We start from the raw sequence: 23040 nt of genomic DNA on the forward strand, positions 1-23040 counted from the left end.
GCCCTCACATTTGGGAGGGTAGGGGCGGCCGTGCCCACCCGCACCCGGAGAACCCCGCGGCCCGGAGCCCGTTACGGGAGGGCGTACGCCGCCAGTTCCGGGCGGGACAGCACGAGCTGGTCGCCGACCAGCAGGGTGTCCCCGTCGGCGAGCCCCGGCTGCTCCCACTGGCGGCGCTGCCTGCCCGTCGCCGGATCCAGGACGGCGACGAACGGGCCCGACTCCCGGCCCAGCCGCCCGCGCCGGCCACCACGGGCGGCCTTCACGTACAGTCCGCCCGCCCGCAGGCCCAGCAGTTCGAGCGCGCACACCGTCCCCTCGCGCCGGACCACGGTCCGCTGCCAGCGCAGCGCCCCCGTCCGGGCGTCGAGCGCGAACACCAGGTCCCAGCCCTGGTCCCGGCGGTGCCCCGCCGCGTACACGGCGCCGCCCTCGACCAGTAGCCGCGCCGCCGGCACGCCCGGGGCGAACTGCCACAGCTCCCGGCCGGTGCCGCGGTCCACGGCGCGCACGAGCTCCCCGTCCAGCACGTGCACCGGCTGGAGGCCGGGCTCGCGGTCGAAGGCCTCCGAGCCCCGTAGCTGCGACCACATCCGCCGGCCGCTCGGCAGGTGCAGCGCCTGGAGCCACCGCCCGTCCGTCAGGACCAGGCAGTCGCCCACCGCCGCCAGGGACCGGGTGGCTTCCGACAGCGAGCGCTGCCACACGACCTCGCCCGTCACCGCCCGCAGCACGGTCAGGTCGCCCCGCGCCTCGTGCACCAGCACCGGACCGGCGCTGCGCAGCGAACCCGCCCGCGGCAGGTCCCGCCACCAGCGCACCCGACCGTCACGCGGCTCCCGCGCCACCACCCGGACCCCGGGCCCACCGTCCCGGCGCACGTCGACGTACACCGTGGCGGCGTCCGCCACGCAGGACACCAGCAGCCGCCCGCCCTCCGGCAGCAGCGGCGCGAGCACCCCCTCGTCCGCGAAGGCCGTCCAGCGCGTCGCGCCCACGTCGGCCCGTACGCAGCCCACCGCGGCACCCGACCGCCACACCAGTGCGGACCCGGCGGAGTGCAGGGCGTCCGGGCGGACCGCCTGCCGCCACCGGCGGCCGTCCGGGTCCGCAGGCCGCAGCGCCCCTGCCCGCTCGGCGAGCACCGTCACCCCGGGCGGCGGCGGGGCTCCCGGCTCCGCCGCCGCCTCGGGCAGCCAGGTCGTACCCGCCGCGGCCACGCAGTCCCGCGCGATCCGGGCCAGTTCGACGGCCCGGACCGGCGACCCGAACGGGCCGCGTGCCCGCTCGACGAGCTCCCGGGCCCCCGCCGGGTCCAGCGCGGGACCGGCGGCGCGCGCCACCTGCTCCCGGACCTCCTCCAGGGCGCCCAGTGCGTGCGCCGCCTTCTCGTCACCGGCCGTTTCCGGCCGGCCGCGGAGCAGGCCGTCGGCCCGGGTGCGCAGCCGCTCCGCCTCCACGAGCAGTCCGCGCTCGGCGTGCCAGGCCGCCTCCTCCCGCAGCCACGCGGCCCGCTCCTCCAGTACCCGGGGCAGTTCCTCCTCGGCGAGCGCCAGTGCGCGCCGCGCGCCGGTCACGTCCCCGGCGGCGGTGCGGTCCCGCGCGACCTGGCACAGCGCCAACAGCCGGGCGCCCGCGGAGCCGATCCGCTCACTGAGCCGCAGGGCCGCGGGCAGGTCCCGTGCGGCCAGGGCCAGCACCATGTCGTACGTCGCGGTCGCGCGCCGGCCGGCGTCCTCGATCCGGGACAGATCCCGCTCGGCCCGTCCGGGTTCGGCCACCGCGAGGGCCACGTCGACGCGGGCCCGGATCCTGCTCCCGGCGGAGCCGTCCGCGAAGTGGTGGCCGACGAGCCGGGCGGCCTGCTCGGGAGCCACCACGGCCAGCTCCTGCGCCACCGCGAGCAGCGGGCCCTGACGGTTGGAGCCGAACACGGTGAACAGCGCCTGCTCCGCGTCGGTCAGCAGCCGCAGGGCCCGGGCCGGGGCGTGCGGGGCGGTTTCCCCGGCCAGCAAGGTCAGCAGCCGGGCCACCTGCCCGCCGTCGCCCCCACTGCCGGTCCACGCGACGGCCTCCGCGTCGGCGAGCAGCCGGCCGGCGAGCTCCGCGTCGAAGCGGGCCGCGGCGTCCGCGGCGACGGCCAGCGCCTCCACGCGGGCGTCGGCGCCGTGCGGCCAGGCCCGCAGGGTCTGCTCCACCTCCAGCAGCAGCCCCCGCACGACCTCCCGCACCTCGGGCGTCACACCCCCGCCCCCCGGCACCGGGTGCGGGTCCGGTGTCCGCTCGGGCGACACGGCCTCCGGCCCCGGGCCCGGCTCCTGGTCGGCCCCGGCCTCCGCCTCCGCTCCGGGCCGGGACCCGGGCAGTGTGCCCGGGTCCCGTGGCACGACCCGGCCCGCGACCACACCGTCGAGCACGGCCGCGGCCGCAGCCGCGACGTCGATCCGGGCCGCCGGTGCACGTCCGGGCACCGGATCCGGCGGGAGCCCGGGCGGTACGTGCCCCGGCTCCGAGCCCGGCGCCCGGCCGGGCGCCGCCTCCGGTGTGCGGGCGGCCGCCGGTTCGGGATCGTCCGTGAGCCCGCGAAGACCGCGCAGGGCCTTGCCCACGGCCTCCGCCGACTCCGGCCGGTCCGCCGGGTCCTTCGCCAGCAGCGCCTGCACCAGCCGGTCCAGCTCCGCGGGAACCGGCGCGCCGACCTCGCGCAGCGGGAGCGGTGCCTCCCCGGTGTGCCGGAGCATCAGGGCGTACAGGTCGGCGTGCCCGAACGGCGGGGCCCCGCTCAGCAGCGCGTACAGCACGCACCCCAGTGCGTACAGATCGCACCGGCCGTCCACGCGTTCGCTGCGCCACTGCTCCGGCGCCATGTACGCCCAGGTGCCGATCACCTGGCCCGTGGCCGTCCAGCCCGCCGTGGCGTCCGCGGAGTAGGCGATGCCGAAGTCGCATATCTTGAGCCGCCGGCCCGACAGCAGGAAGAGGTTGGACGGTTTCAGGTCCCGGTGCACCACGGACTGCTGGTGCGCAGCGGCCAGGGCCTCCGCCGTCTGCGCGGCCAGGTCGACCGCGACGTCCACCGCGAGCCGGCCCTCCCGCGCCAGCACCGTGGCCAGGTCCTCGCCCGCGAGCAGCTCCATGACGATGAACAGCCGTCCGTCCTGCTGCCCCACGTCGTGCACCACGGTGATCCCCGGGTGCTGGAGCCGCGCCCCGATCGTGGCCTCGCGCCTGAACCGGGCGACCACCTCGTCGCTCGTGGCCGCCTCCAGCAGCACCTTGACCGCGACGGACCGGCCCAGCGCCAGGTCGTGGGCGCGCCACACCTCGCCCATCCCGCCCTTGCCGAGCCGCTGTTCCAGCCGGTACCGGCCGGCCAGCTCATCCCCCACCCGCACCGCAAAGCCCCCTGACATCACGTCATACGACGTTTTCCCAGGGGGCATTGTGTCCTGCGAAGTGAACCACCGGGGGTGCTACGGCTCGCTGCGCCTGCGGATCTTGCTCCCGAGCCACACCAGCGGGTCGTACTTGCGGTCCACCGCCCGTTCCTTCAGCGGGATCAGCGCATTGTCAGTGATCTTGATGCCCTCGGGGCAGACCTCCGTACAGCACTTGGTGATGTTGCAGTAGCCGAGCCCGTGCTCCTCCTGGGCCGTGCGCTTGCGGTCCAGGCCCGCCTCCGCCGCCGCGTCCAGCGGATGCATGTCCAGCTCCGCGACCCGCATCAGGAAGCGCGGACCGGCGAACGCCCGCTTGTTCTCCTCGTGGTCGCGCACCACGTGGCAGGTGTCCTGGCACAGGAAGCACTCGATGCACTTCCTGAACTCCTGCGAGCGGTCCACGTCCACCTGCTGCATCCGGTACGCGCCCGGAGCCACCCCCTCCGGCGGCACGAACGCCGGAACCTCGCGCGCCTTGCGGTAGTTGAACGACACGTCCGTGACCAGGTCCCGGACCACGGGGAAGGCGCGCAGCGGGGTGACCGTGATCGTCTCGGACCGGTCGAAGGTGGACATGCGCGTCATGCACATCAGCCGCGGCCGCCCGTTGATCTCCGCACTGCACGAGCCGCACTTGCCCGCCTTGCAGTTCCAGCGCACCGCCAGGTCGGAGGCCTGGGTGGCCTGGAGCCGGTGGACGATGTCCAGGACGACCTCGCCGTCGTGCACCTCCACGGTGAAGTCCCGCAGCTCCCCGCCTTCCGCGTCGCCCCGCCAGATCCGGAAGCGGGCGTCGTAGTCAGTCACTCGTAGAGCTCCTCTTCGGCGAGGTACTTGACCAGCTCGTCCTTCTCGAAGAGCGCGAGCAGGTCGGGGCGGATGGGTTCGGTGCTCGTCCGGACGAGGGAGATCCGGTCGGCGGCCGGATCCTCGGGCGCCGGGTCGACCGGGCGGCACAGCAGGTTCACCGGGCGCCAGCTGCGCTCCATCGACGGGCAGTCCTCCCGGGTGTGCCCGCCGCGGCTCTCGGTGCGCTCCAGGGCCGCGCGGGCCACGCACTCGCTGACCAGCAGCATGTTCCGCAGGTCCAGGGCGAGGTGCCAGCCCGGGTTGAACTGCCGGTGCCCCTCGACGCCGGCCCTGGCCGCCCGTACGCGCAGGCCCGACAGCTTCTCCAGCGCCTCGGCCATCTCGCCCTCGCGGCGGATGATCCCCACCAGGTCGTTCATGGTCGTCTGGAGCTCCTGGTGGAGCGTGTACGGGTTCTCCGCGCCCTCGGCGGCGTGGAACGGGGCCAGCGCCTCCGTCGCCGCCGCGTCGATCTCCGGCTGGGAGACCGCGGGCGGCGCGTCGGCCAGGCCCGAGGCGTACTCCGCCGCGTGCATGCCGGCCCGCCGGCCGAACACCAGCAGGTCGGACAGGGAGTTCCCGCCGAGCCGGTTCGAGCCGTGCATGCCGCCCGCGACCTCGCCCGCCGCGAACAGGCCCGGGACCCCGACCGTGGCGGCGGTCTCGGAGTCCACCGCGATCCCGCCCATCACGTAGTGGCAGGTCGGGCCGACCTCCATCGGCTCGGCGGTGATGTCCACGTCCGCCAGCTCCTTGAACTGGTGGTACATGGAGGGCAGCCGCCGTTTGATCCGCTCGGCCGGCATCCGGGTCGACACGTCGAGGAAGACCCCGCCGTGCGGGGAGCCGCGGCCCGCCTTGACCTCGGAGTTGATGGCCCGGGCCACCTCGTCGCGGGGGAGCAGCTCGGGCGGGCGCCGGTTGTGGTCCGGGTCCTCGTACCAGCGGTCGCCCTCCTCCTCGGACTCCGCGTACTTCTCCTTGAAGACGTCCGGGACGTAGTCGAACATGAACCGCTTGCCCTCGCTGTTGCGCAGCACCCCGCCGTCGCCGCGCACCGACTCGGTGACGAGGATCCCCTTCACCGAGGGCGGCCAGACCATTCCGGTGGGGTGGAACTGCACGAACTCCATGTTCAGCAGCGGGGCGCCCGCGAGCAGGGCCAGCGCGTGGCCGTCGCCCGTGTACTCCCAGGAGTTCGAGGTCGTCTTGAAGGACTTGCCGATCCCGCCCGTGGCCAGGACCACCGCAGGCGCTTCCAGTACGAAGAACCGGCCGGACTCGCGCTCGTAGCAGAAGGCCCCCGAGACCCTCTGCCCTTCCTTCAGGACCCTCGTGACCGTGCACTCCTGGAAGACCTTGAGCCTGGCCTCGTAGTCCCCGAACTCCTTGAAGTCCTCCTGCTGGAGCTGGACGATCTTCTGCTGGAGGGTGCGGATCAGCTCCAGCCCGGTCCGGTCGCCCACGTGCGCGAGGCGCGGGTACTCGTGCCCGCCGAAATTGCGCTGGGAGATCTTCCCGTCCGGGGTGCGGTCGAAGAGCGCGCCCCAGGTCTCCAGCTCCCAGACCCGGTCCGGGGCCTCCTTCGCGTGGAGTTCCGCCATCCGCCACTGGTTCAGGAACTTGCCCCCGCGCATCGTGTCGCGGAAGTGCACCTGCCAGTTGTCGCCCTCGTTGACGTTGCCCATGGAGGCGGCGATCCCGCCCTCCGCCATGACCGTGTGGGCCTTGCCGAACAGGGACTTGCAGATGACGGCCGTACGGGCTCCCCGTTCGCGGGCCTCGATCGCGGCCCGCAGCCCGGCGCCGCCCGCACCGACCACGACCACGTCCCACTGCTGCCGGTCGACTTGAGCCATGTCAGAAGATCCTCGGGTCGGTGAAGGTGCCGCTGGCCAGCAGGTACACGTAGAAGTCGCACAGGGCGACGCTGATCAGCGAGGCCCACGCGAGCAGCATGTGGCGGGAGTTGAGCCGGCTGATCCAACCCCATAGCCGGTAGCGCACCGGGTGCTTGGAGAAGTGCCGCAGACGGCCGCCCATGATGTGCCGGCAGGAGTGGCAGGACAGCGTGTAGGCCCAGATCAGCGTGATGTTGACGAGGAACAGCAGCGTCCCGAGGCCCATGTGGCCCCACTCGTAACGGTCGTTGCGGAAGGTCAGCACCGTGTCGTACGTGAGGATGCCCGCGACCGGGAGCGCCGCGTAGAAGAAGTACCGGTGCGCGTTCTGCAGGATCAGCGGGAAGCGCGTCTCGCCCGTGTACTTCTCGTGCGGCTCGGCGACGGCGCAGGCGGGCGGCGAGGCCCAGAAGCCCCGGTAGTACGCCTTGCGGTAGTAGTAGCAGGTCAGCCGGAAGCCGAGCGGGAAGACCAGGATCAGCAGGGCGGGGGACAGGCCCCACCAGCTGCCGAACAGGTCCAGGTTGGGGCCGCCGCGCATCTCCTGGCAGTTCTCCGCGAGACACGGGGAGTAGAACGGGGAGACGTACGGGGCCGCGTAATAGTCGGCGTTGGCGAAGGCCCGCCACGTCGAGTAGACGATGAAGGCGAGCAGCCCGGCCGCGGTGGCGGCGGGGGCCAGCCACCACCGGTCGGTGCGCAGGTGCCGGGCGGCGATCGCGGCCCGGGAGGCGTCGTGGACGCCGGTCAGCTGCCGGGGTGGTTCCGTGCCTGTGGCCAAAGGGGACTCCGGGTGGAGTGATGAGGGGTGACCCACGAGGCCCAGCCGCGGACGGCTGGGCCGGGTGGGGTGCGGGGTGCCGCGCGTGCGGGGGCCAGGTCCCGTCGTCAAGGTCCCGCCCGGCCCGCGGGCCCGACCGGCGCTACTTCGACGACAGGACCTCGGCCCGTCGGGTCAGGGTGCCCGGCGGTCGCGGGCGCCGAGACCCTCGTCGTCGACGTCCTGCCACAGCGTGCTGTCGTACGGGGTGTCCGGAACGGGGACCATCCCCTCCTGGCGTGGCGCCCGCGAGGTGGCGGGGGCTTGCCGGGCGACGTCCTGCTCCAGCCGTTCCACCGAGCGGACCAGGTCGTTCAGATTGCGCCGTACCGCGGTCAAATCATCTTGCAGGGACATGACTTGCCCTCACTTCCGCTGGTTGCGGTGGCAACGCTCATGTGCGCCTGCGAGTGTCGCGCCTCCCGTCCCCGGTTGTGAAGGGACGTGCAGCGATTGCGGGCGCGCAGGCGCAATCTGTGCGCCCCTCCCTGCTCCCATTTTGATCCCTCTTCCGAGGGAACGCCCGTCCGTGGCGCAAGCGGGATTGGTCCGCACGGGTGGGGTTCGCGGCGTGGCGAGGGTCGGCTGCGAGAGGTGTGGCGAGCTGTGGATTTCAGTGTGTAGCGGCACCCAGTGTGATCAGCTCCATATACCGCCAAACGTGATCAAGCCGCCCCTTTCACGCCCCGTCCCGGAGGTACCACCCATGTCCCAGAGAAGGCGCAGGTCCTTGGCGCTGCTGACCTCGGGAGTCCTCGCACTGCCGCTGCTCGCGGGCTGCGGCGCCGGAGACGACGAGGGCGGTCCCGTGTCTGCCGGCCAGGACATCGCGGCGACGGCCCGCGACAAGGTCGCCGACGGCGGCGTGCTGCGCTGGGCCGTGGACGCCCTCCCGGACACCCTGAACACCTTCCAGGCCGACGCGGACGCCACCACCAACCGGATCGCCGGGGCGGTGCTGCCCCAGCTGTTCACGCTGGACGACAAGGGACGACCGGTGGCCAACCCGGACTACCTGGAGAAGGCCGAGGTCGTCGAGCGGGAGCCCAAGCAGGTCGTCCTGTACAAGCTGAACCAGCAGGCGGTGTGGAGCGACGGCCGCGAGATCGGCGCCGCCGACTTCGTGGCGCAGTGGCGGGCCCTGAACGGCAAGGACTCGGCGTACTGGACGGCCCGCAACGCCGGGTACGACCGGATCGAGAAGATCGAGCGCGGAAAGACCGACCTGGAGGTCAAGGTCACTTTCGCCAAGCCGTACACCGACTGGCGCTCCCTGTTCACCCCGCTCTACCCCAAGCAGGTCACCGGCACCCCGGACTCCTTCAACGAGGGGGCCCGCGGCACCCTCAAGGTCACCGCCGGGCCCTTCAACCTCGGCGCCATCGACAAGGGGACGGGCACCGCCGCGCTGACCCGCAACGCCCGCTGGTGGGGGCGGCCGGCCAAGCTGGACTCGCTGGTCCTGACCGCCGTTCCCCGGGCCCAGCGCCCGGCCGCGCTGGCCGCCGGCAAGGTCGACCTGGCGGAGATCGACCGCGCGGGCGCCGACCGCATCGCGGTGGCCCGCCGGGACGCGGAACGCTCTCCGGGCCCGGGCGGGGCCCCGGCGCACGGACCGGGCGCCTCGGTCACCCCGGCCCAGGCCACGCTGTCGTGGGCGGTCGCGAACGGCTCCGACGAGGGCAAGGCGGCGACGGAGCGGGAGACCCGCGCGCAGAACGCCGAGGCGGCCAAGAGCTACGCCGACGAGCAGTCGGCGCTGCGCACCTTCACGGTCCGCAAGTCCCTGGAGCCGGCCTACACACAGCTCGCCCTGAACGGGGCCTCCGGCCCGCTGGCCGACGAGCGGGTCCGGCGGGCCGTGGCCCGGGCCCTGGACCGCAAGGAATTGGCCGAGATCGTACTGAAGCCCCTGGGCCTGCCGGCGAAGCCGGTCGGCAGCCACGTGGCGCTGGCCGGGCAGCGGGCGTACGCGGACAACAGTGACGCGCTCGGCGGCAAGGACATCCACGCCGCCGAGGCTCTGCTCGCGGACGCGGGCTGGCGCCGGGGCGGCAAGCTCACCGAGCCGTCGGGTGCGAAGGCCGGCTCCGAGAACGCGGAGGGCGACGGCCAGGACGACTCGAAGACCCCGTCGGGCCCGGGCACGGGCAACGACGGCCTCTACATCGTGGGCCAGGAGGACGAGCGCAACGGCGACACCCTGGAGCGCGGGATCCCGGCGGTCGGCGGAGAGGCGTTCGTGCAGGGAGGCCGGGGCGAACGGGTCTCCCCGGTGCCGGCCGCGGCCCTGCACGCGGAAGAGCAGAAGGCCGCGCTGCTGGCCCAGGCCGACGCCCTGGACGCGAAGAACCCGGGCGGGTCGGCGCGAGCGGCGGACGACGCGGACACGACGGCCGCCGACGACGCCAAGCGCGGTCCGGCCCGCGACGGCGAGGCCCCCGGGCCCGGCAAGGTCGGGACGGCCTCCCCGGCGCCGGCACCGGCCAAGCAGGCCCGTACCTCCGGCAACATGCTGGCCAAGGACGGCAAGGCGCTCAACCTGCGCTTCGTCCTCCCGGCCGGCCCCGGCTCCGAGGCCCTGCGCACGGTCGGCGAGCGGATCGCCCAGATGCTCCGCAAGGTCGGGGTGAGCACCGAGCTGACCAAGGTGGCCGACGAGAGCTTCTTCAAGGACCACATCGCCTCGGGCCAGTACGACCTGGCGCTGTACTCCTGGCCGGCGACGGCCTATCCGGCCACCGACGCCCGCCCCATCTTCGCCAAGCCGGAACCGGCGGCCGACGGCTCACTCCTCGTCGAACAGAACTACACCCGGGTCGGTACCGACCACATCGACCAACTGTTCGACCAGGCGCTCGGCGAGCTGGACGAGGACGCCTCGCGCGAGCTGATGCGCAAGGCGGACGCGCGGATCTGGGCCGCTGCCGGATCCATCCCGCTCTACCAGCGCCCCGAGCTGGTGGCCGCCAAGTCGAACCTGGCCAATGCGGGCGCCTTCGGCCTCGGCAGCCCCCACTTCCAGGACATCGGCTGGAAGAAGCCGCCGGCCGCGGCGAAAGACGAGGGGAAGAAGAAGTGACAAAACGGGGCCAGACAGATTGAGCTTCGACTCACAAGCTCAGATGTGACTCAAGTCGCTTGCCCGCCGGATCCTCCGGCGGGCAAGGTCGTAGATACCCGTTGACCCGCGGCAATACCCGTAATACCCCCAGCCGGGAACCCCCCACCCCGTACCCGGCCCTTCTCAGTCGTCCGGCCTCTTGACAGACCCCCCGGCGGGCGGTTCCCGCCACGCGACGTACGATGGGGTAAGGCCGTGGCAGGTTTTCCGCCCGGTCGAGGCTCGCGTGCCGGACCGTACGCGCTGCCATCCACGATCCCGGGAGAAGCGCCGAAGTGCCCACGCGCCACGACATCCGTAACGTCGCCATCGTCGCCCACGTCGACCATGGCAAGACGACCATCGTCGATGCCATGCTCAAGCAGGCCGGTGCCTTCGCCGCCCACCAGCACCTCGACGACCGCATGATGGACTCGAACGACCTGGAGCGTGAGAAGGGCATCACGATCCTCGCCAAGAACACGGCGGTGAAGTATCACCCCAAGGACGGCGGGGCCCCGATCACGATCAACATCATCGACACCCCCGGCCACGCCGACTTCGGTGGTGAGGTCGAGCGCGGTCTGTCGATGGTGGACGCCGTCGTTCTGCTGGTGGACGCCTCCGAGGGTCCGCTGCCCCAGACCCGTTTCGTCCTGCGCAAGGCCCTGCAGGCGAACATGCCGGTCATCCTCTGCATCAACAAGACGGACCGTCCGGACTCCCGGATCGACGAGGTCGTCAACGACACGTACGACCTCTTCCTGGACCTGGACGCCACCGAGGAGCAGATCGAGTTCCCGATCGTCTACGCCTGTGGCCGTGACGGCGTCGCCTCGCTGACCAAGCCCGAAGACGGCACCGTCCCCGCGGACAGCGACAGCCTGGAGCCGTTCTTCTCCACCATCCTGGAGCACGTCCCCGCCCCGGTGTACGACGACGAGGCGCCCCTCCAGGCCCACGTCACCAACCTGGACGCCGACAACTTCCTCGGCCGCATCGCGCTGCTCCGCGTCGAGCAGGGCGAGCTGCGCAAGGGCCAGACCGTCGCGTGGATCAAGCGTGACGGTTCGATGTCGAACGTCCGCATCACCGAGCTGATGATGACCGAGGCGCTCACCCGCAAGCCGGCCGAGGTCGCCGGCCCCGGTGACATCTGTGCCGTCGCCGGTATCCCGGACATCATGATCGGCGAGACCCTGGCCGACCCGGAGAACCCGATCGCGCTTCCGCTGATCTCGGTCGACGAGCCGGCGATCTCCATGACCATCGGTACGAACACCTCCCCGATGGTCGGCCGCGGCGGCAGCGGCAAGGGCGCGGACGCCAAGTCCGCGGTCAAGGACCGCAAGGTCACCGCCCGCCAGGTCAAGGACCGTCTGGACCGCGAGCTGATCGGTAACGTCTCGCTCCGCGTCCTCGACACCGAGCGCCCGGACGCCTGGGAGGTCCAGGGCCGTGGTGAGCTCGCGCTCGCCATCCTGGTCGAGCAGATGCGCCGCGAGGGCTTCGAGCTGACCATCGGCAAGCCCCAGGTCGTCACGCAGGAGATCGACGGCAAGGTGCACGAGCCGGTCGAGCGCATGACGGTCGACGTGCCCGAGGAGCACATGGGTGCGGTCACGCAGCTCATGGGTGTCCGCAAGGGCCGCATGGACAACATGTCGAACCACGGCTCCGGCTGGGTCCGCATGGAGTTCGTCGTCCCGTCGCGCGGCCTCATCGGCTTCCGCACGGAGTTCCTGACCAACACCCGCGGTACGGGCATCGCCCACTCGATCCACGAGGGCCACGAGCCGTGGTTCGGCCAGCTGGTGACCCGCAACAACGGTTCGCTGGTCGCCGACCGCGCCGGTTCGGTCACGCCGTTCGCGATGATCAACCTGCAGGAGCGCGGCGTCCTGTTCACCGAGCCCGGCACCGAGGTGTACGAGGGCATGATCGTCGGCGAGAACTCGCGCTCCGACGACATGGACGTGAACATCACCAAGGAGAAGAAGCTCACCAACATGCGTGCGGCTTCCGCGGACAACACCGAGAACGTGGTGCCGCCCCGCAGGCTCTCCCTGGAGCAGTCCCTGGAGTTCTGCCGCGACGACGAGTGCGTCGAGGTGACCCCCGAGGCCGTCCGTATCCGCAAGGTCGTCCTGGACCAGAAGGACCGCTCGCGCACCGCGTCGCGCGCCAAGTCCGGCAAGTAGGTCCGACCATCGCTTCCGGTACGTAGGAAGTGGGCCCCGCGGGGCCGTCGTTCCACCGACAACCCCTTCACCACGGCTTCGTGGGGGAGGGGTTGTTGCCTTTTGTCAAGCGGATTGTTGCGTTCCAGTGTCCACGGTGTCCGTATACCGACCGTGACACTCCGGATGGTGAGCTAACAGTCCGTTTCGCACGTGTCTGTCTCCTATCCGTTTGTCCGGATTTCGGGTTTTCGCCGTGCGGTGATGTTGTGAAAACGAGACCAGTTAAGTGTGGTTTACGGTCAGGCCGTCCCTGAGGATGGCTCCATTGAGCTCGGGTCAATGGGTCACACGCTGTGGGGAGCGTCGACTCACGAGCACACTCGGGGCACTGTTCATCTCGCCGTCAGGGGTGTCGGCGAAGCGTGCATGTGTCCCGCACATCAAACAGTGGACTCATGAGGAGGAAACCCATGCGCGGTGCCAAGAGCGCCAAGTGGGTAGCGGGCGCGATTGTCGTCGCCCTGGCTGCGACCGCCTGCGGTGGCAACGACAAGGGCGACGCCGCCGGCAAGGGTGAGGTTGACCCGAACGGCATCTACTCCGTCGAGGTGGGCGAGCCCGAAAAGCTCCTCCAGCCGGCCGACACGATGGAGTCCAACGGATCGATCGTCATGTCCGGGCTGTTCTCGCAGCTCGTCGACTACGACGCCGACGGCAAGCTGACCATGGTCAACGCCGAGTCGGTCGACTCCAAGGACAGCAAGCTCTGGACCGTCAAGCTCAAGCCGGGCTGGACCTTCCACGACGGCACCAAGGTGACCGCCGACTCGTACGTCAAGGCCTGGAACTGGGCCGCGAACATCGACAACAAGCAGGGCAACGCGTCCTGGTTCGCGGACATCAAGGGCTTCGACGCCGTCCACCCCGAGGCCGAGGGCGCCAAGCCCACCGGCACCGCGATGGAGGGCCTGAAGGTCGTCGACGAGAACACCTTCACCATTGAGCTCGCCAACGCCGTCCCGTACTTCGCGTACAAGCTCGGCTACGAGGTCTTCTCCCCGCTGCCCGAGTCCTTCTACAAGGACCCGAAGGCCGCCGGTGAGAAGCCGGTCGGCAACGGCCCCTACAAGTTCAAGTCGTGGGAGCACAAGAAGCAGATCGAGCTCACCCGCTTCGACGAGTACAAGGGCGAGAACAAGGCGAAGAACGGTGGTGTGATCCTCAAGAACTACTCCACCCTCGAAACCGCCTACGAGGACCTGAAGTCGGGCAACGTCGACGTCCTGCGTCAGATCGGCCCGAAGGACCTCCCGGTCTACCGCGCCGACCTCGGCGACCGTGCCGTGGACCAGGCGTACTCGGCCGTCCAGACCCTGGCCATCGCGTTCTACGCCGACCAGTGGAAGACCCCGAAGCCGGTCGACCCCAAGGTCATCCAGGGTCTGTCGATGGCGATCGACCGTGACACCATCACCAAGACCGTGCTCCAGGGCACCCGCGAGCCGGCCACGGGCTGGGTCGCCAAGGGCGTCCTCGGCTACACGCCGAACGCCACCGGTGACGTCACCAAGTTCAACCCGGCCAAGGCCAAGGAGCTCATCACCGCGGGTGGTGGCGTTCCGAACAACGAGATCTCCATCCAGTTCAACTCGGACGGCGGTCACAAGGAATGGGTCGACGCTGTCTGCAACAGCATCACCCAGGCCACCGGCGTCAAGTGCACCGGCGACGCCAAGCCCGACTTCCAGGCCGACCTCCAGGCCCGTAAGTCCAAGCAGGTCAAGTCGATCTACCGCTCCGGCTGGGTCCTCGACTACCCGGTGAACGCCAACTTCATCAGCGACCTGTTCCGTACGGGCGCCGGTGGCAACCAGGGCGGCTTCTCCAACCCCGACCTGGACGCGAAGATCGCTGCTGCTGACACCGCCGCGTCCCTGGACGAGTCGGTCAAGGCCTACCAGGCCATCGAGAAGGACCTGGTGAACTACATGCCGTCGATCCCGCTCTGGTACTACAAGGTCAACGCGGGCTTCTCGGAGAAGGTCCAGAACGTGAAGTACGCCCAGGACGGCGACCCGATCCTCGAAGGCGTCGAGGTCAAGAAGTAAGTCCCACAGCGTAATTCCGCTCGACGGATGTGGGCCGGCGGGGAGCCGGCCCGCATCCGGGCCTAAATGCAGAGCCTCGGGGGGCCCTTTCGCGACGCAGTGACGATCCCGTCACGTGCGTGCGTGGCGAAAGGGCCCGTCCGGCTGCCTCTGCCGCATCTTCTACGGAGGCATGATGGGGCGCTACGTCGCACGACGACTGCTCCAGATGATTCCGGTCTTCTTCGGGACGACCGCGCTCATCTTCTTTATGGTCTACAGCCTGCCCGGCGACCCCGTGGCCGGTCTCTTCGGTGACAAGGGAACAGACCCTGCCACGCTGGCCGCACTCCGGCACGAGCACGGGCTCGACCTGCCGGTATGGCACCAGTACTACAACTACATCACCGGCATCCTGTTCCACTTCGACTTCGGACAGCAGATCCGCAGTGGACGTGAGATCACGGACGTCATCGGATCCGCCTTCCCGGTCACGCTCCGCCTGGCTTTCCTGGCCTTCGCCATCGAGATCGTCCTGGGTCTGGCCCTCGGAATCGTCGCGGGCCTCAAGGCCGGCAAGCTGGTCGACAACCTGGTCCTGATCCTCACGCTGCTGATCATCTCGATGCCGGTCTTCGTGCTCGGGTTCATCGTGAAGTCGGTGTTCGCCTTCCAGCTCGGCTGGATCGACCCCAACGTCAGCAACAAGGAGACGTGGGGCGAACTCATCGCGCCGGCCATCGTGCTCGGATCGCTGTCCCTCGCCTACGTGGCCCGCCTGACCCGCACCTCGATGGCCGAGAACCTGCGCTCGGACTACATGCGCACCGCCGTTGCCAAGGGCCTGCCCAAGCGACGCGTCATCGGTGTGCACCTGATGCGCAACTCGATGATCCCCGTCGTGACCTTCCTGGGTACCGACATCGGCGCCCTCATGGGCGGCGCCGTCGTCACCGAAGGCATCTTCAACGTCAAGGGTGTCGGTGGCCTGATCTACGACTCGGTCATCCGCCGCGAGGGCCTGACCGTGGTCGGTGTCGTCACCGTCCTGGTCGTCGTGTACCTCATAGCCAGCCTGCTCGTCGACCTCCTCTACGCGGTCATGGACCCGAGGATCCGGTATGCCTGACATGACCAAGACCGAAGTCGTTTCGACCGAGGGCGCCGTCGCCCCCGTCGACGCGATCGCACCCGTCACCAAGGAGAAGGCGCGCAGCCTCTGGGGCGACGCCTGGGCCGACCTGCGTCGCAACCCGTACTTCGTCGTCTCCGCGGCGCTGATCCTCATACTCCTCGTGATCGCGACCTTCCCGGGCTGGTTCACCAGTGCCGACCCCACCAAGGGCGACCTGGTCCACCACTTCCTCGGCAAGCCGGAACTCGCCAAGGTCGGTTCGCCCGACTGGCTCGGGTACGACGGCCAGGGGCGCAGCGTCTACGCCCGCCTGATCTACGGCACCCGGGCCTCGATCATCGTCGCCACCTGCGTGACCCTGATCGTCACCGTCGTCGGCGGCGTCACGGGCATGATCGCCGGTTACTTCGGCGGCCTCACGGACACGCTCATCTCGGGGATCACCAACATCTTCTTCGGCATCCCCTTCCTGCTCGGCTCGATGGTCGTCCTCCAGGCCTTCACCAAGCGCACGGTGTGGACGGTCGTCTTCGCCCTGGCCTTCCTGGGATGGACGCAGATCACCCGCGTCATGCGCGGTTCGGTCATCACCGTGAAGCAGGCGGACTACGTGCACGCCGCGAAGGCACTGGGCGCCGGCACCACCCGCATCCTGCTGCGGCACATCCTGCCGAACGCTATGGCACCCGTGATCGTGGTGTCCACGATCGCGCTCGGCGGCTACATCGCGGCCGAGGCGACCCTGTCCTACCTGGGTCTGGGTCTCGCGTCCCCGACCATCTCGTGGGGTGTCGACATCTCCGCCGGTGCCGCACAGATCCGAGTGGCGCAGCACATCCTGCTGTACCCCTCGATCATGCTGAGCATCACCGTCCTCGCCTTCATCATGCTCGGCGAAGCGGTGCGCAACGCCCTCGACCCGAAGCTGCGCTGAGGAGGGCGTAAGTGATCACCATGGACAACACCAGTACAGTTCCCTCCCCGCGTGACGGGAACCCGCAGACCCCGCTCCTCGAAGTGCGCGACCTGCACGTGGAGTTCCACACCCGTGACGGCGTGGCCAAGGCCGTCAACGGCGTCAACTACTCGGTCGGCGCCGGCGAGACCCTCGCCGTCCTCGGCGAGTCCGGCTCGGGCAAGTCCGTCACCGCCCAGGCCATCATGGGCATCCTCGACATGCCTCCCGGCAAGATCCCGCAGGGCGAGATCTTCTTCCGCGGCCAGGACATGCTCAAGATGAGCTTCGAGGAGCGGCGCAAGCTCCGCGGCCGGAAGATCGCCATGATCTTCCAGGACGCGCTGTCCTCGCTGAACCCGGTGCTCACCGTCGGCTACCAGCTGGGCGAGATGTTCCGCGTCCACCAGGGCCTGTCGAAGAAGGAAGCCCGGCTCAAGGCCATCGAGCTGATGGACAAGGTGAAGATCCCGGCTGCGAAGCAGCGCGTGGACGATTACCCCCACCACTTCTCGGGCGGTATGCGCCAGCGCATCATGATCGCCATGGCGATCGCGCTGGAGCCGGACCTGATCATCGCCGACGAGCCGACCACGGCCCTCGACGTGACCGTCCAGGCACAGGTCATGGACCTGCTCGCGGAGCTCCAGCGCGAGCTGAACATGGGCCTGATCCTGATCACCCACGACCTCGGCGTCGTCGCCGACGTCGCGGACAAGATCGCGGTCATGTACGCCGGCCGGATCGTCGAGACGGCTCCCGTGCACGAGATCTACAAGCGGCCGGCCCACCCGTACACGCGGGGCCTGCTCGACTCGATCCCGCGCCTGGACCAGAAGGGCCAGGAGCTCTTCGCGATCAAGGGCCTGCCGCCCAACCTCCTGCGACTGCCGACCGGCTGCTCGTTCAACCCGCGCTGCACCGTCGCGCAGGACATCTGCCGTTCCGACGTCCCCCTGCTCCAGGTGGTCAGCGAGCAGGACGGCTCCGAGCTGCCCGGCCGCGCCAGCGCCTGCCACTTCTGGAAGGAGCAGCTCCATGGCTGAGCTCACCAAGAACGCCCCCGAGCGCGAGCCGATCCTCCAGGTCCGCAACCTGGTCAAGCACTTCCCGCTGACCCAGGGCATCCTGTTCAAGAAGCAGGTCGGCGCGGTCAAGGCCGTCGACGGCATCAGCTTCGACCTGTACCAGGGCGAGACGCTGGGCATCGTCGGCGAGTCCGGGTGTGGCAAGTCCACCGTTGCCAAGCTGCTGATGAACCTGGAGCGGGCCACTGCCGGCGAGGTCTTCTACAAGGGCCAGGACATCACCAAGCTGTCCGGGCGCGCGTTGAAGGCCGTCCGCCGCAACATCCAGATGGTGTTCCAGGACCCGTACACGTCGCTGAACCCGCGCATGACGGTCGGCGACATCATCGGGGAGACCTACGAGATCCACCCCGAGGTGGCTCCGAAGGGCGACCGGCGCCGCAAGGTCCAGGAGCTCCTGGACGTCGTGGGCCTGAACCCGGAGTACATCAACCGGTACCCGCACCAGTTCTCCGGCGGCCAGCGCCAGCGCATCGGCATCGCCCGCGGCCTCGCGCTCAACCCGGAGATCATCATCTGCGACGAGCCGGTCTCCGCGCTCGACGTGTCGGTGCAGGCGCAGGTCATCAACCTGATGGAGAAGCTGCAGGACGAGTTCAACCTCTCCTACATCTTCATCGCGCACGACCTCTCGATCGTCCGGCACATCTCGGACCGCGTGGGCGTCATGTACCTGGGCAAGATGGCCGAGATCGGTACCGACACCGAGATCTACGACCACCCGACGCACCCCTACACCCAGGCGCTGCTGTCGGCGGTCCCGGTTCCGGACCCGGAGGCCCGCGCCCACCGCGAGCGGATCATCCTCACGGGTGACGTGCCCTCCCCGGCCAACCCGCCGTCGGGCTGCCGCTTCCGCACCCGCTGCTGGAAGGCGGAGGAGCGGTGCTCCACGGAGGAGCCGCTCCTGGCGATCCCGACGCGCTTCGAGGGTGTCAACACCTTCGCCGCGCACGAGTCGGCCTGCCACTTCGCCGAGGAGAAGGCCGTTCTGGGAGTCTGATCCTGCCGAACACCGGACGGGGCACGGCCGATTCCGGCTGTGCCCCGTCCGTGTTTCTCCCAGCGACATCCGAGGAGGCAAGTAGCCATGCGTGCAGCGAGCAAGTGGGTCGCCGGTGCCGTCGTCGTGGCGACGGCCGCCACGGCATGCAGCGCCGGACAGGACGAGACGGCCCACAGGACCGGCGGCCACGTCAACGTGGTGCTCACCGAACCGCAGCACGGACTGGTGGGCCAGGAGACGGCCGAGTCCGAGGGGGCCGAGGTCCTCCACGCACTCTTCACCGGCCTGGTCTCCTACGACAACAGGACCAACGAGCCGAAGCTCGCGATCGCCGAGTCCATCGACACCACGGACTCGAAGACGTGGACGATCAGGATCAAGGACGGCTTCACCTTCCACAACGGTGAGAAGGTCGACGCGCAGTCCTTCGTCCGGGCCTGGAACTGGGGCGCGGACCAGGAGAACACCGCCGAGGCGATGGGCTTCTTCTCGAAGATCGAGGGCTCCGACGAGCTGGCCCCGGGCGCGGGCAAGACGCCCACCGCCAAGGAGCTCAAGGGCCTGCGGATCATCGACGACAGGACGTTCACCGTCACCCTGAAGGCGCCGTTCTCCCAGTTCAAGACCATGCTGGGGTACAACGCCTTCTACCCGCTGCCCCGGGCTTTCGAGGCCGACCCGAAGGCCTTCGGCGAGTCCCCGATCGGAAACGGGCCGTTCCGCATGGACGGCACCTGGGAGCACAACAAGCAGATCAAGCTCAGGAAGTACGACAAGTACCCGGCCGAGGGCCGCGCGAAGCTCGACAGCGTGACCTTCAAGATCTACGACAATCCGGACGGCGCCTACGACGACCTGCGCAAGAACAAGCTGCAGATCGTCGACAGGCTGCCGGTCTCGTCGCTCCCGACCGTCGCCGAGGAGTTCGGCGACCGCTACGTCTACAAGCCGGAAGCGTCCGTCGGCTACATCGGCTTCCCGCTGGCGGCCAACCCCGGGGCCTTCGGCAAGGCCGGGATCCGCAAGGCGATCTCGATGGCGATCGACCGGGACGCCATCTCCAAGACCGTCTTCAACGGGACCCGCAAGCGGGCCGACGACTTCATCAGCCCGATCGTCCCCGGCTACCGCAAGGGCGCACTGGGCGAGGCAGGCACGTACAACCCGGCCAAGGCGAAGGCGCTGTTCCAGGAGAACGGCGGCCTCCCGGGCAACGCACTGGAGCTCGGCTACAACGAGGACGGCGGCCACAAGGAGTGGATCCGGGCCGTAGCCTCCCAGCTGAAGGCGAACCTCGGAATCGAGGTCACCACCAAGCCGTTCCCGAGCTCAGGCGACCTGACCGACGCCGTCAAGGCCGGGACGTTCAAGGGCGCCTTCCGCATGGGCTGGGGCATGGACTACCCCGCGGCGGAGAACTACCTGCGGCCGGTCTTCTCGAAGGAAGCCATCGCCAACGGCTCCAACTTCGGGCGCTACGAGAACGCCGAGTTCGAGGCCACCCTCGCCGCCGCCGACAGCGCGACCGATCCGGCCACGAGCCTGAAGCTCTACCAGAAGGCCGACGACATCGTCATCCGGGACCTCCCGTACATCCCGGTCTTCACCTACATGTCCGCCGTGGCCTACTCCACCTCCGTGAAGAACGTAGAGGTCGACGCCCAGGGCCGCATCGACCTGGCGCACGTCGAGCTCAACTGACACGAAAGGCAGTTGCGGTCGCGCCGCGGCCGGGCGGACAGTGGCCCGATGATCGGGACACCGCACGACCGCCGAGGCCCGCGCACGCTGACCGTACGGCCCGCCGGGCCCGGGGACGCGTCCGACATCTGCTCCCTCCTCAACGCGGTCGACGCCATCGAGATCGGCAGACCGGAGACCGACCTCGCGGCCGTCGAAGCCGATCTCCACCACCCCGACGTCGACCTGGCCAAGGACTCCTGGCTGGCGTTCGAGGACGGCCGGCTCGTGGCCTACGCCCTGGTGTGGGCCGACTCCGGACCCGGCAGGGCCGACTCCGAGCACTACGTGCTGCCCGGTCACCGCGCAGCCGCCGTCCGGCTGCTGGAGCTCATGGAGGTCCGGGCCCGCGAGCTCACCGCCGGCGCGGGGCGGGCCGTCCTGCGGCTCCAGGTCAACCCGAAGTCCACGCTCGACGCCGACGTGCTGCCCGACCGCGGCTACCGCACCGTCCGCCACTACCAGGTGATGACCCGGGGCCTGTCGGCCGCCGACCTGCCTCCCGCCCCGCCCGAGGGACTCGTCCTGCGGGACTGCGCCGCCGACGGGGCCGACCGCCGCCGGGCCCACGCCCTGGTCGAGGACACCTTCGCCGCCCACTTCGGCCATGTGGAGCGCCCGTACGAGGCCTGGCTGGACCACCTCGACGCCCGTGCCCTCGACTGGTCGCTCGTGTGGATCGCGAGCCTGCCCCCGGTCGGCGACGTGGGCGTCCTGCTGACCCGCGACGACCGCACCAGCATGGGCTGGCTCAGCCACCTCGGCGTCCGCGCCGACCTGCGCGGGCGGGGCATCGGCGGCTTCCTGCTGCGCCACGGCTTCGCCGCCTACGCGGCCCGCGGCCGGGACACCGTCGGCCTCGGCGTGGACGTCCACAACGAGAGCGGCGCACTCGCGCTGTACGAGGCCCACGGCATGCGCCTGCACTTCGCCGTCGACACGTGGGAGCTGACATTGCACTCGCAGGGGTGACAGCCGGGAGACGCGAGGGCGCAATCGGTCCAACGAAGAGCGTTGCGGCCCCCACATAGGGTGACATTGGGCCCTAAGTGAGTCTTGGGAGCCATAGGAGGCACTCCATGCGCGGAGCCACCCACGCCAAGTGGGCCGCATGTGCGGTGGCCGTCGCCCTCGCGGCGACGGCCTGCGGCGGTAGCGACAGCGGCGGGGGCGGCGGCAGTGGCGCGGGAATCGTCAGTTCCTCCTGGGGTGACCCGCAGAACCCGCTGGAGCCGGCCAACACCAACGAGGTGCAGGGCGGCAAGGTCCTCGACATGCTCTTCCGGGGCCTCAAACGGTACGACCCGAAGACCGGCGAGGCGACGAACATGCTCGCCGAGAAGATCGAGACGACCGACAGCCAGAACTTCACGGTCACCCTGAAGGACGGCTGGAAGTTCAGCAACGACGAGCCGGTCACCGCCCAGTCCTTCGTCGACGCCTGGAACTACGGCGCGGACGTCCGCAACAAGCAGAACAACGCACCGTTCTTCTCGAACATCGTGGGCTACGACGACCTCCACCCCGCCTCCGGCGAGCCCAAGGCCAAAACGATGTCCGGGCTGGTCGTCAAGAACCCCAAGACCTTCACCGTCGCCCTGAAGAACAAGTTCTCCACCTGGCCCGAGACCCTCGGCTACCAGGCCTTCTCCCCGCTGCCCAAGGCCTTCTTCACCGACCACGCCGGCTGGCTGAACAAGCCGATCGGCAACGGCCCGTACACGGTGGACTCGTACACCAAGGGCACCGGCATGAAGCTGCGCGCCTGGGACGCCTACCCGGGTGAGGACAAGGCACAGAACAGCGGCGTCGACCTCAAGGTCTACACCGACAACAACACGGCGTACACGGACCTGATCTCCGGCAACCTCGACCTCGTCGACGACGTCCCCGCCCAGCAGCTCAAGAACGTCAAGAACGACCTCGGCGACCGGTACATCAACCAGCCGGCCCTCATCATCCAGACCCTCACCTTCCCGCTGTACGACCCGCAGTGGAACAAGGAGGGGATGGAGAACGTCCGCCGCGGCATCTCGATGGCGATCAACCGCGACGAGATCACCAAGCAGATCTTCCGGGAGACCCGCACCCCCGCCAAGGACTGGACCTCCCCGGCCCTCGGCGAGAAGGGCGGCTTCAACGCCACCCTGTGCGGTGACGCCTGCAAGTTCGACCCCGCGGCGGCCAAGAAGCTCATCCAGGACGCCGGCGGGCTCCCCGGCGGCAAGGTCACGCTGACGTCGAACGTGGACACCGGCTCGCACCGCGAGTGGATGGACGCCGTCTGCAACAGCATCAACAACGCGCTCGGCGAGGGCCCGGTCTGCACGGTCAACCCGGTCGGCACCTTCGCCGACTTCCGCAACCAGCAGAGCGCCTTCAAGCTGACCGGGCCCTTCCGCTCCGGCTGGCAGGCCGACTACCCGCTGATCCAGAACTTCCTCCAGCCGCTCTACTACACCGGCGCCTCCTCCAACTACGGCAAGTTCAGCAACCCGGAGTTCGACAAGCTCGTCGACGAGGCCAACCAGCAGAGCGACGCGGCCCAGGCCATCGCGAAGTTCCAGGACTCCGAGAAGATCCTCGCCGCGCAGATGCCGTCCATCCCGCTCTGGTACCAGAACGGCAGCGCGGGCTACGCAGAGCGGCTCTCCGACGTCGCACTCAACCAGTTCAGCGTCCCCGTCTACAACGAGATCAAGGTCAGCTGACCCCCTGTCGGATCGATCCTGG

At 69.7% G+C, this 23040-nt stretch carries 15 protein-coding genes; 10 read left to right on the plus strand and 5 right to left on the minus strand.

Annotated elements, in window-relative coordinates:
- Positions 1-71 precede the first annotated feature (71 nt).
- The 5 genes from OG974_RS26735 to OG974_RS26755 form a co-directional block, all read right to left on the minus strand.
- On the minus strand, positions 72-3395 hold the full coding sequence (locus OG974_RS26735; RefSeq protein WP_371644691.1) for a protein kinase: 3324 nt from the start codon (positions 3393-3395) through the stop codon (positions 72-74).
- Positions 3396-3473: 78 nt separating this feature from the next.
- Entirely contained in the window at positions 3474-4247 is a 774-nt protein-coding gene (locus OG974_RS26740; protein ID WP_327285229.1) for a succinate dehydrogenase/fumarate reductase iron-sulfur subunit, read from the minus strand.
- The gene (locus tag OG974_RS26745; protein WP_327285230.1) at positions 4244-6148 is read right to left on the minus strand and encodes a fumarate reductase/succinate dehydrogenase flavoprotein subunit; all 1905 of its coding nucleotides are present in this window, start codon (positions 6146-6148) and stop codon (positions 4244-4246) included. Before OG974_RS26745 ends, OG974_RS26740 begins: the two co-directional genes overlap by 4 nt.
- A 1-nt stretch (position 6149) precedes the next feature.
- Positions 6150-6971, minus strand: a complete 822-nt coding sequence (locus OG974_RS26750; protein WP_327285231.1) for a hypothetical protein — start codon at positions 6969-6971, stop codon at positions 6150-6152.
- Positions 6972-7145: 174 nt separating this feature from the next.
- Positions 7146-7367, minus strand: coding sequence for a hypothetical protein (locus OG974_RS26755; RefSeq protein ID WP_327285232.1), 222 nt, complete (start codon positions 7365-7367; stop codon positions 7146-7148).
- A gap of 349 nt (positions 7368-7716) precedes the next feature.
- Here OG974_RS26755 and OG974_RS26760 point away from each other — a divergent pair, with 349 nt between their 5' ends.
- The 10 genes from OG974_RS26760 (at position 7717) to OG974_RS26805 (ending at position 23018) form a co-directional block, all read left to right on the plus strand.
- Positions 7717-10092 (plus strand): ABC transporter family substrate-binding protein, encoded by a 2376-nt coding sequence (locus OG974_RS26760; protein ID WP_329314448.1) that lies wholly within the window; start codon positions 7717-7719, stop codon positions 10090-10092.
- 317 nt (positions 10093-10409) lie between these two features.
- The gene (gene typA / locus OG974_RS26765; protein WP_327285234.1) at positions 10410-12314 is read left to right on the plus strand and encodes a translational GTPase TypA; all 1905 of its coding nucleotides are present in this window, start codon (positions 10410-10412) and stop codon (positions 12312-12314) included.
- A 452-nt stretch (positions 12315-12766) separates the two neighbouring features.
- Positions 12767-14404 (plus strand): ABC transporter substrate-binding protein, encoded by a 1638-nt coding sequence (locus OG974_RS26770; RefSeq protein ID WP_327285235.1) that lies wholly within the window; start codon positions 12767-12769, stop codon positions 14402-14404.
- Positions 14405-14579: 175 nt separating this feature from the next.
- Entirely contained in the window at positions 14580-15512 is a 933-nt protein-coding gene (locus OG974_RS26775; RefSeq protein WP_327285766.1) for an ABC transporter permease, read from the plus strand.
- Positions 15505-16452, plus strand: a complete 948-nt coding sequence (locus tag OG974_RS26780) for an ABC transporter permease (RefSeq protein ID WP_327285236.1) — start codon at positions 15505-15507, stop codon at positions 16450-16452. Before OG974_RS26775 ends, OG974_RS26780 begins: the two co-directional genes overlap by 8 nt.
- A 20-nt stretch (positions 16453-16472) precedes the next feature.
- A complete protein-coding gene (locus tag OG974_RS26785; protein WP_371646917.1) occupies positions 16473-17519 on the plus strand; it encodes an ABC transporter ATP-binding protein in 1047 nt (348 codons plus the stop codon).
- Positions 17512-18564, plus strand: a complete 1053-nt coding sequence (locus OG974_RS26790; protein WP_327285238.1) for a dipeptide ABC transporter ATP-binding protein — start codon at positions 17512-17514, stop codon at positions 18562-18564. Before OG974_RS26785 ends, OG974_RS26790 begins: the two co-directional genes overlap by 8 nt.
- A gap of 87 nt (positions 18565-18651) precedes the next feature.
- Positions 18652-20268, plus strand: a complete 1617-nt coding sequence (locus tag OG974_RS26795) for an ABC transporter substrate-binding protein (RefSeq protein ID WP_329314450.1) — start codon at positions 18652-18654, stop codon at positions 20266-20268.
- Positions 20269-20316: 48 nt separating this feature from the next.
- Positions 20317-21279, plus strand: a complete 963-nt coding sequence (locus tag OG974_RS26800; protein WP_327285240.1) for a GNAT family N-acetyltransferase — start codon at positions 20317-20319, stop codon at positions 21277-21279.
- A gap of 107 nt (positions 21280-21386) precedes the next feature.
- Positions 21387-23018 carry an ABC transporter substrate-binding protein gene (locus OG974_RS26805; RefSeq protein WP_328763552.1) on the plus strand — a complete coding sequence of 544 codons (1632 nt, stop codon included), beginning with the start codon at positions 21387-21389 and terminating at the stop codon, positions 23016-23018.
- Positions 23019-23040: the final 22 nt, after the last annotated feature.

This window comes from Streptomyces sp. NBC_00597 (assembly GCF_041431095.1).
GTDB lineage: Bacteria > Actinomycetota > Actinomycetes > Streptomycetales > Streptomycetaceae > Streptomyces.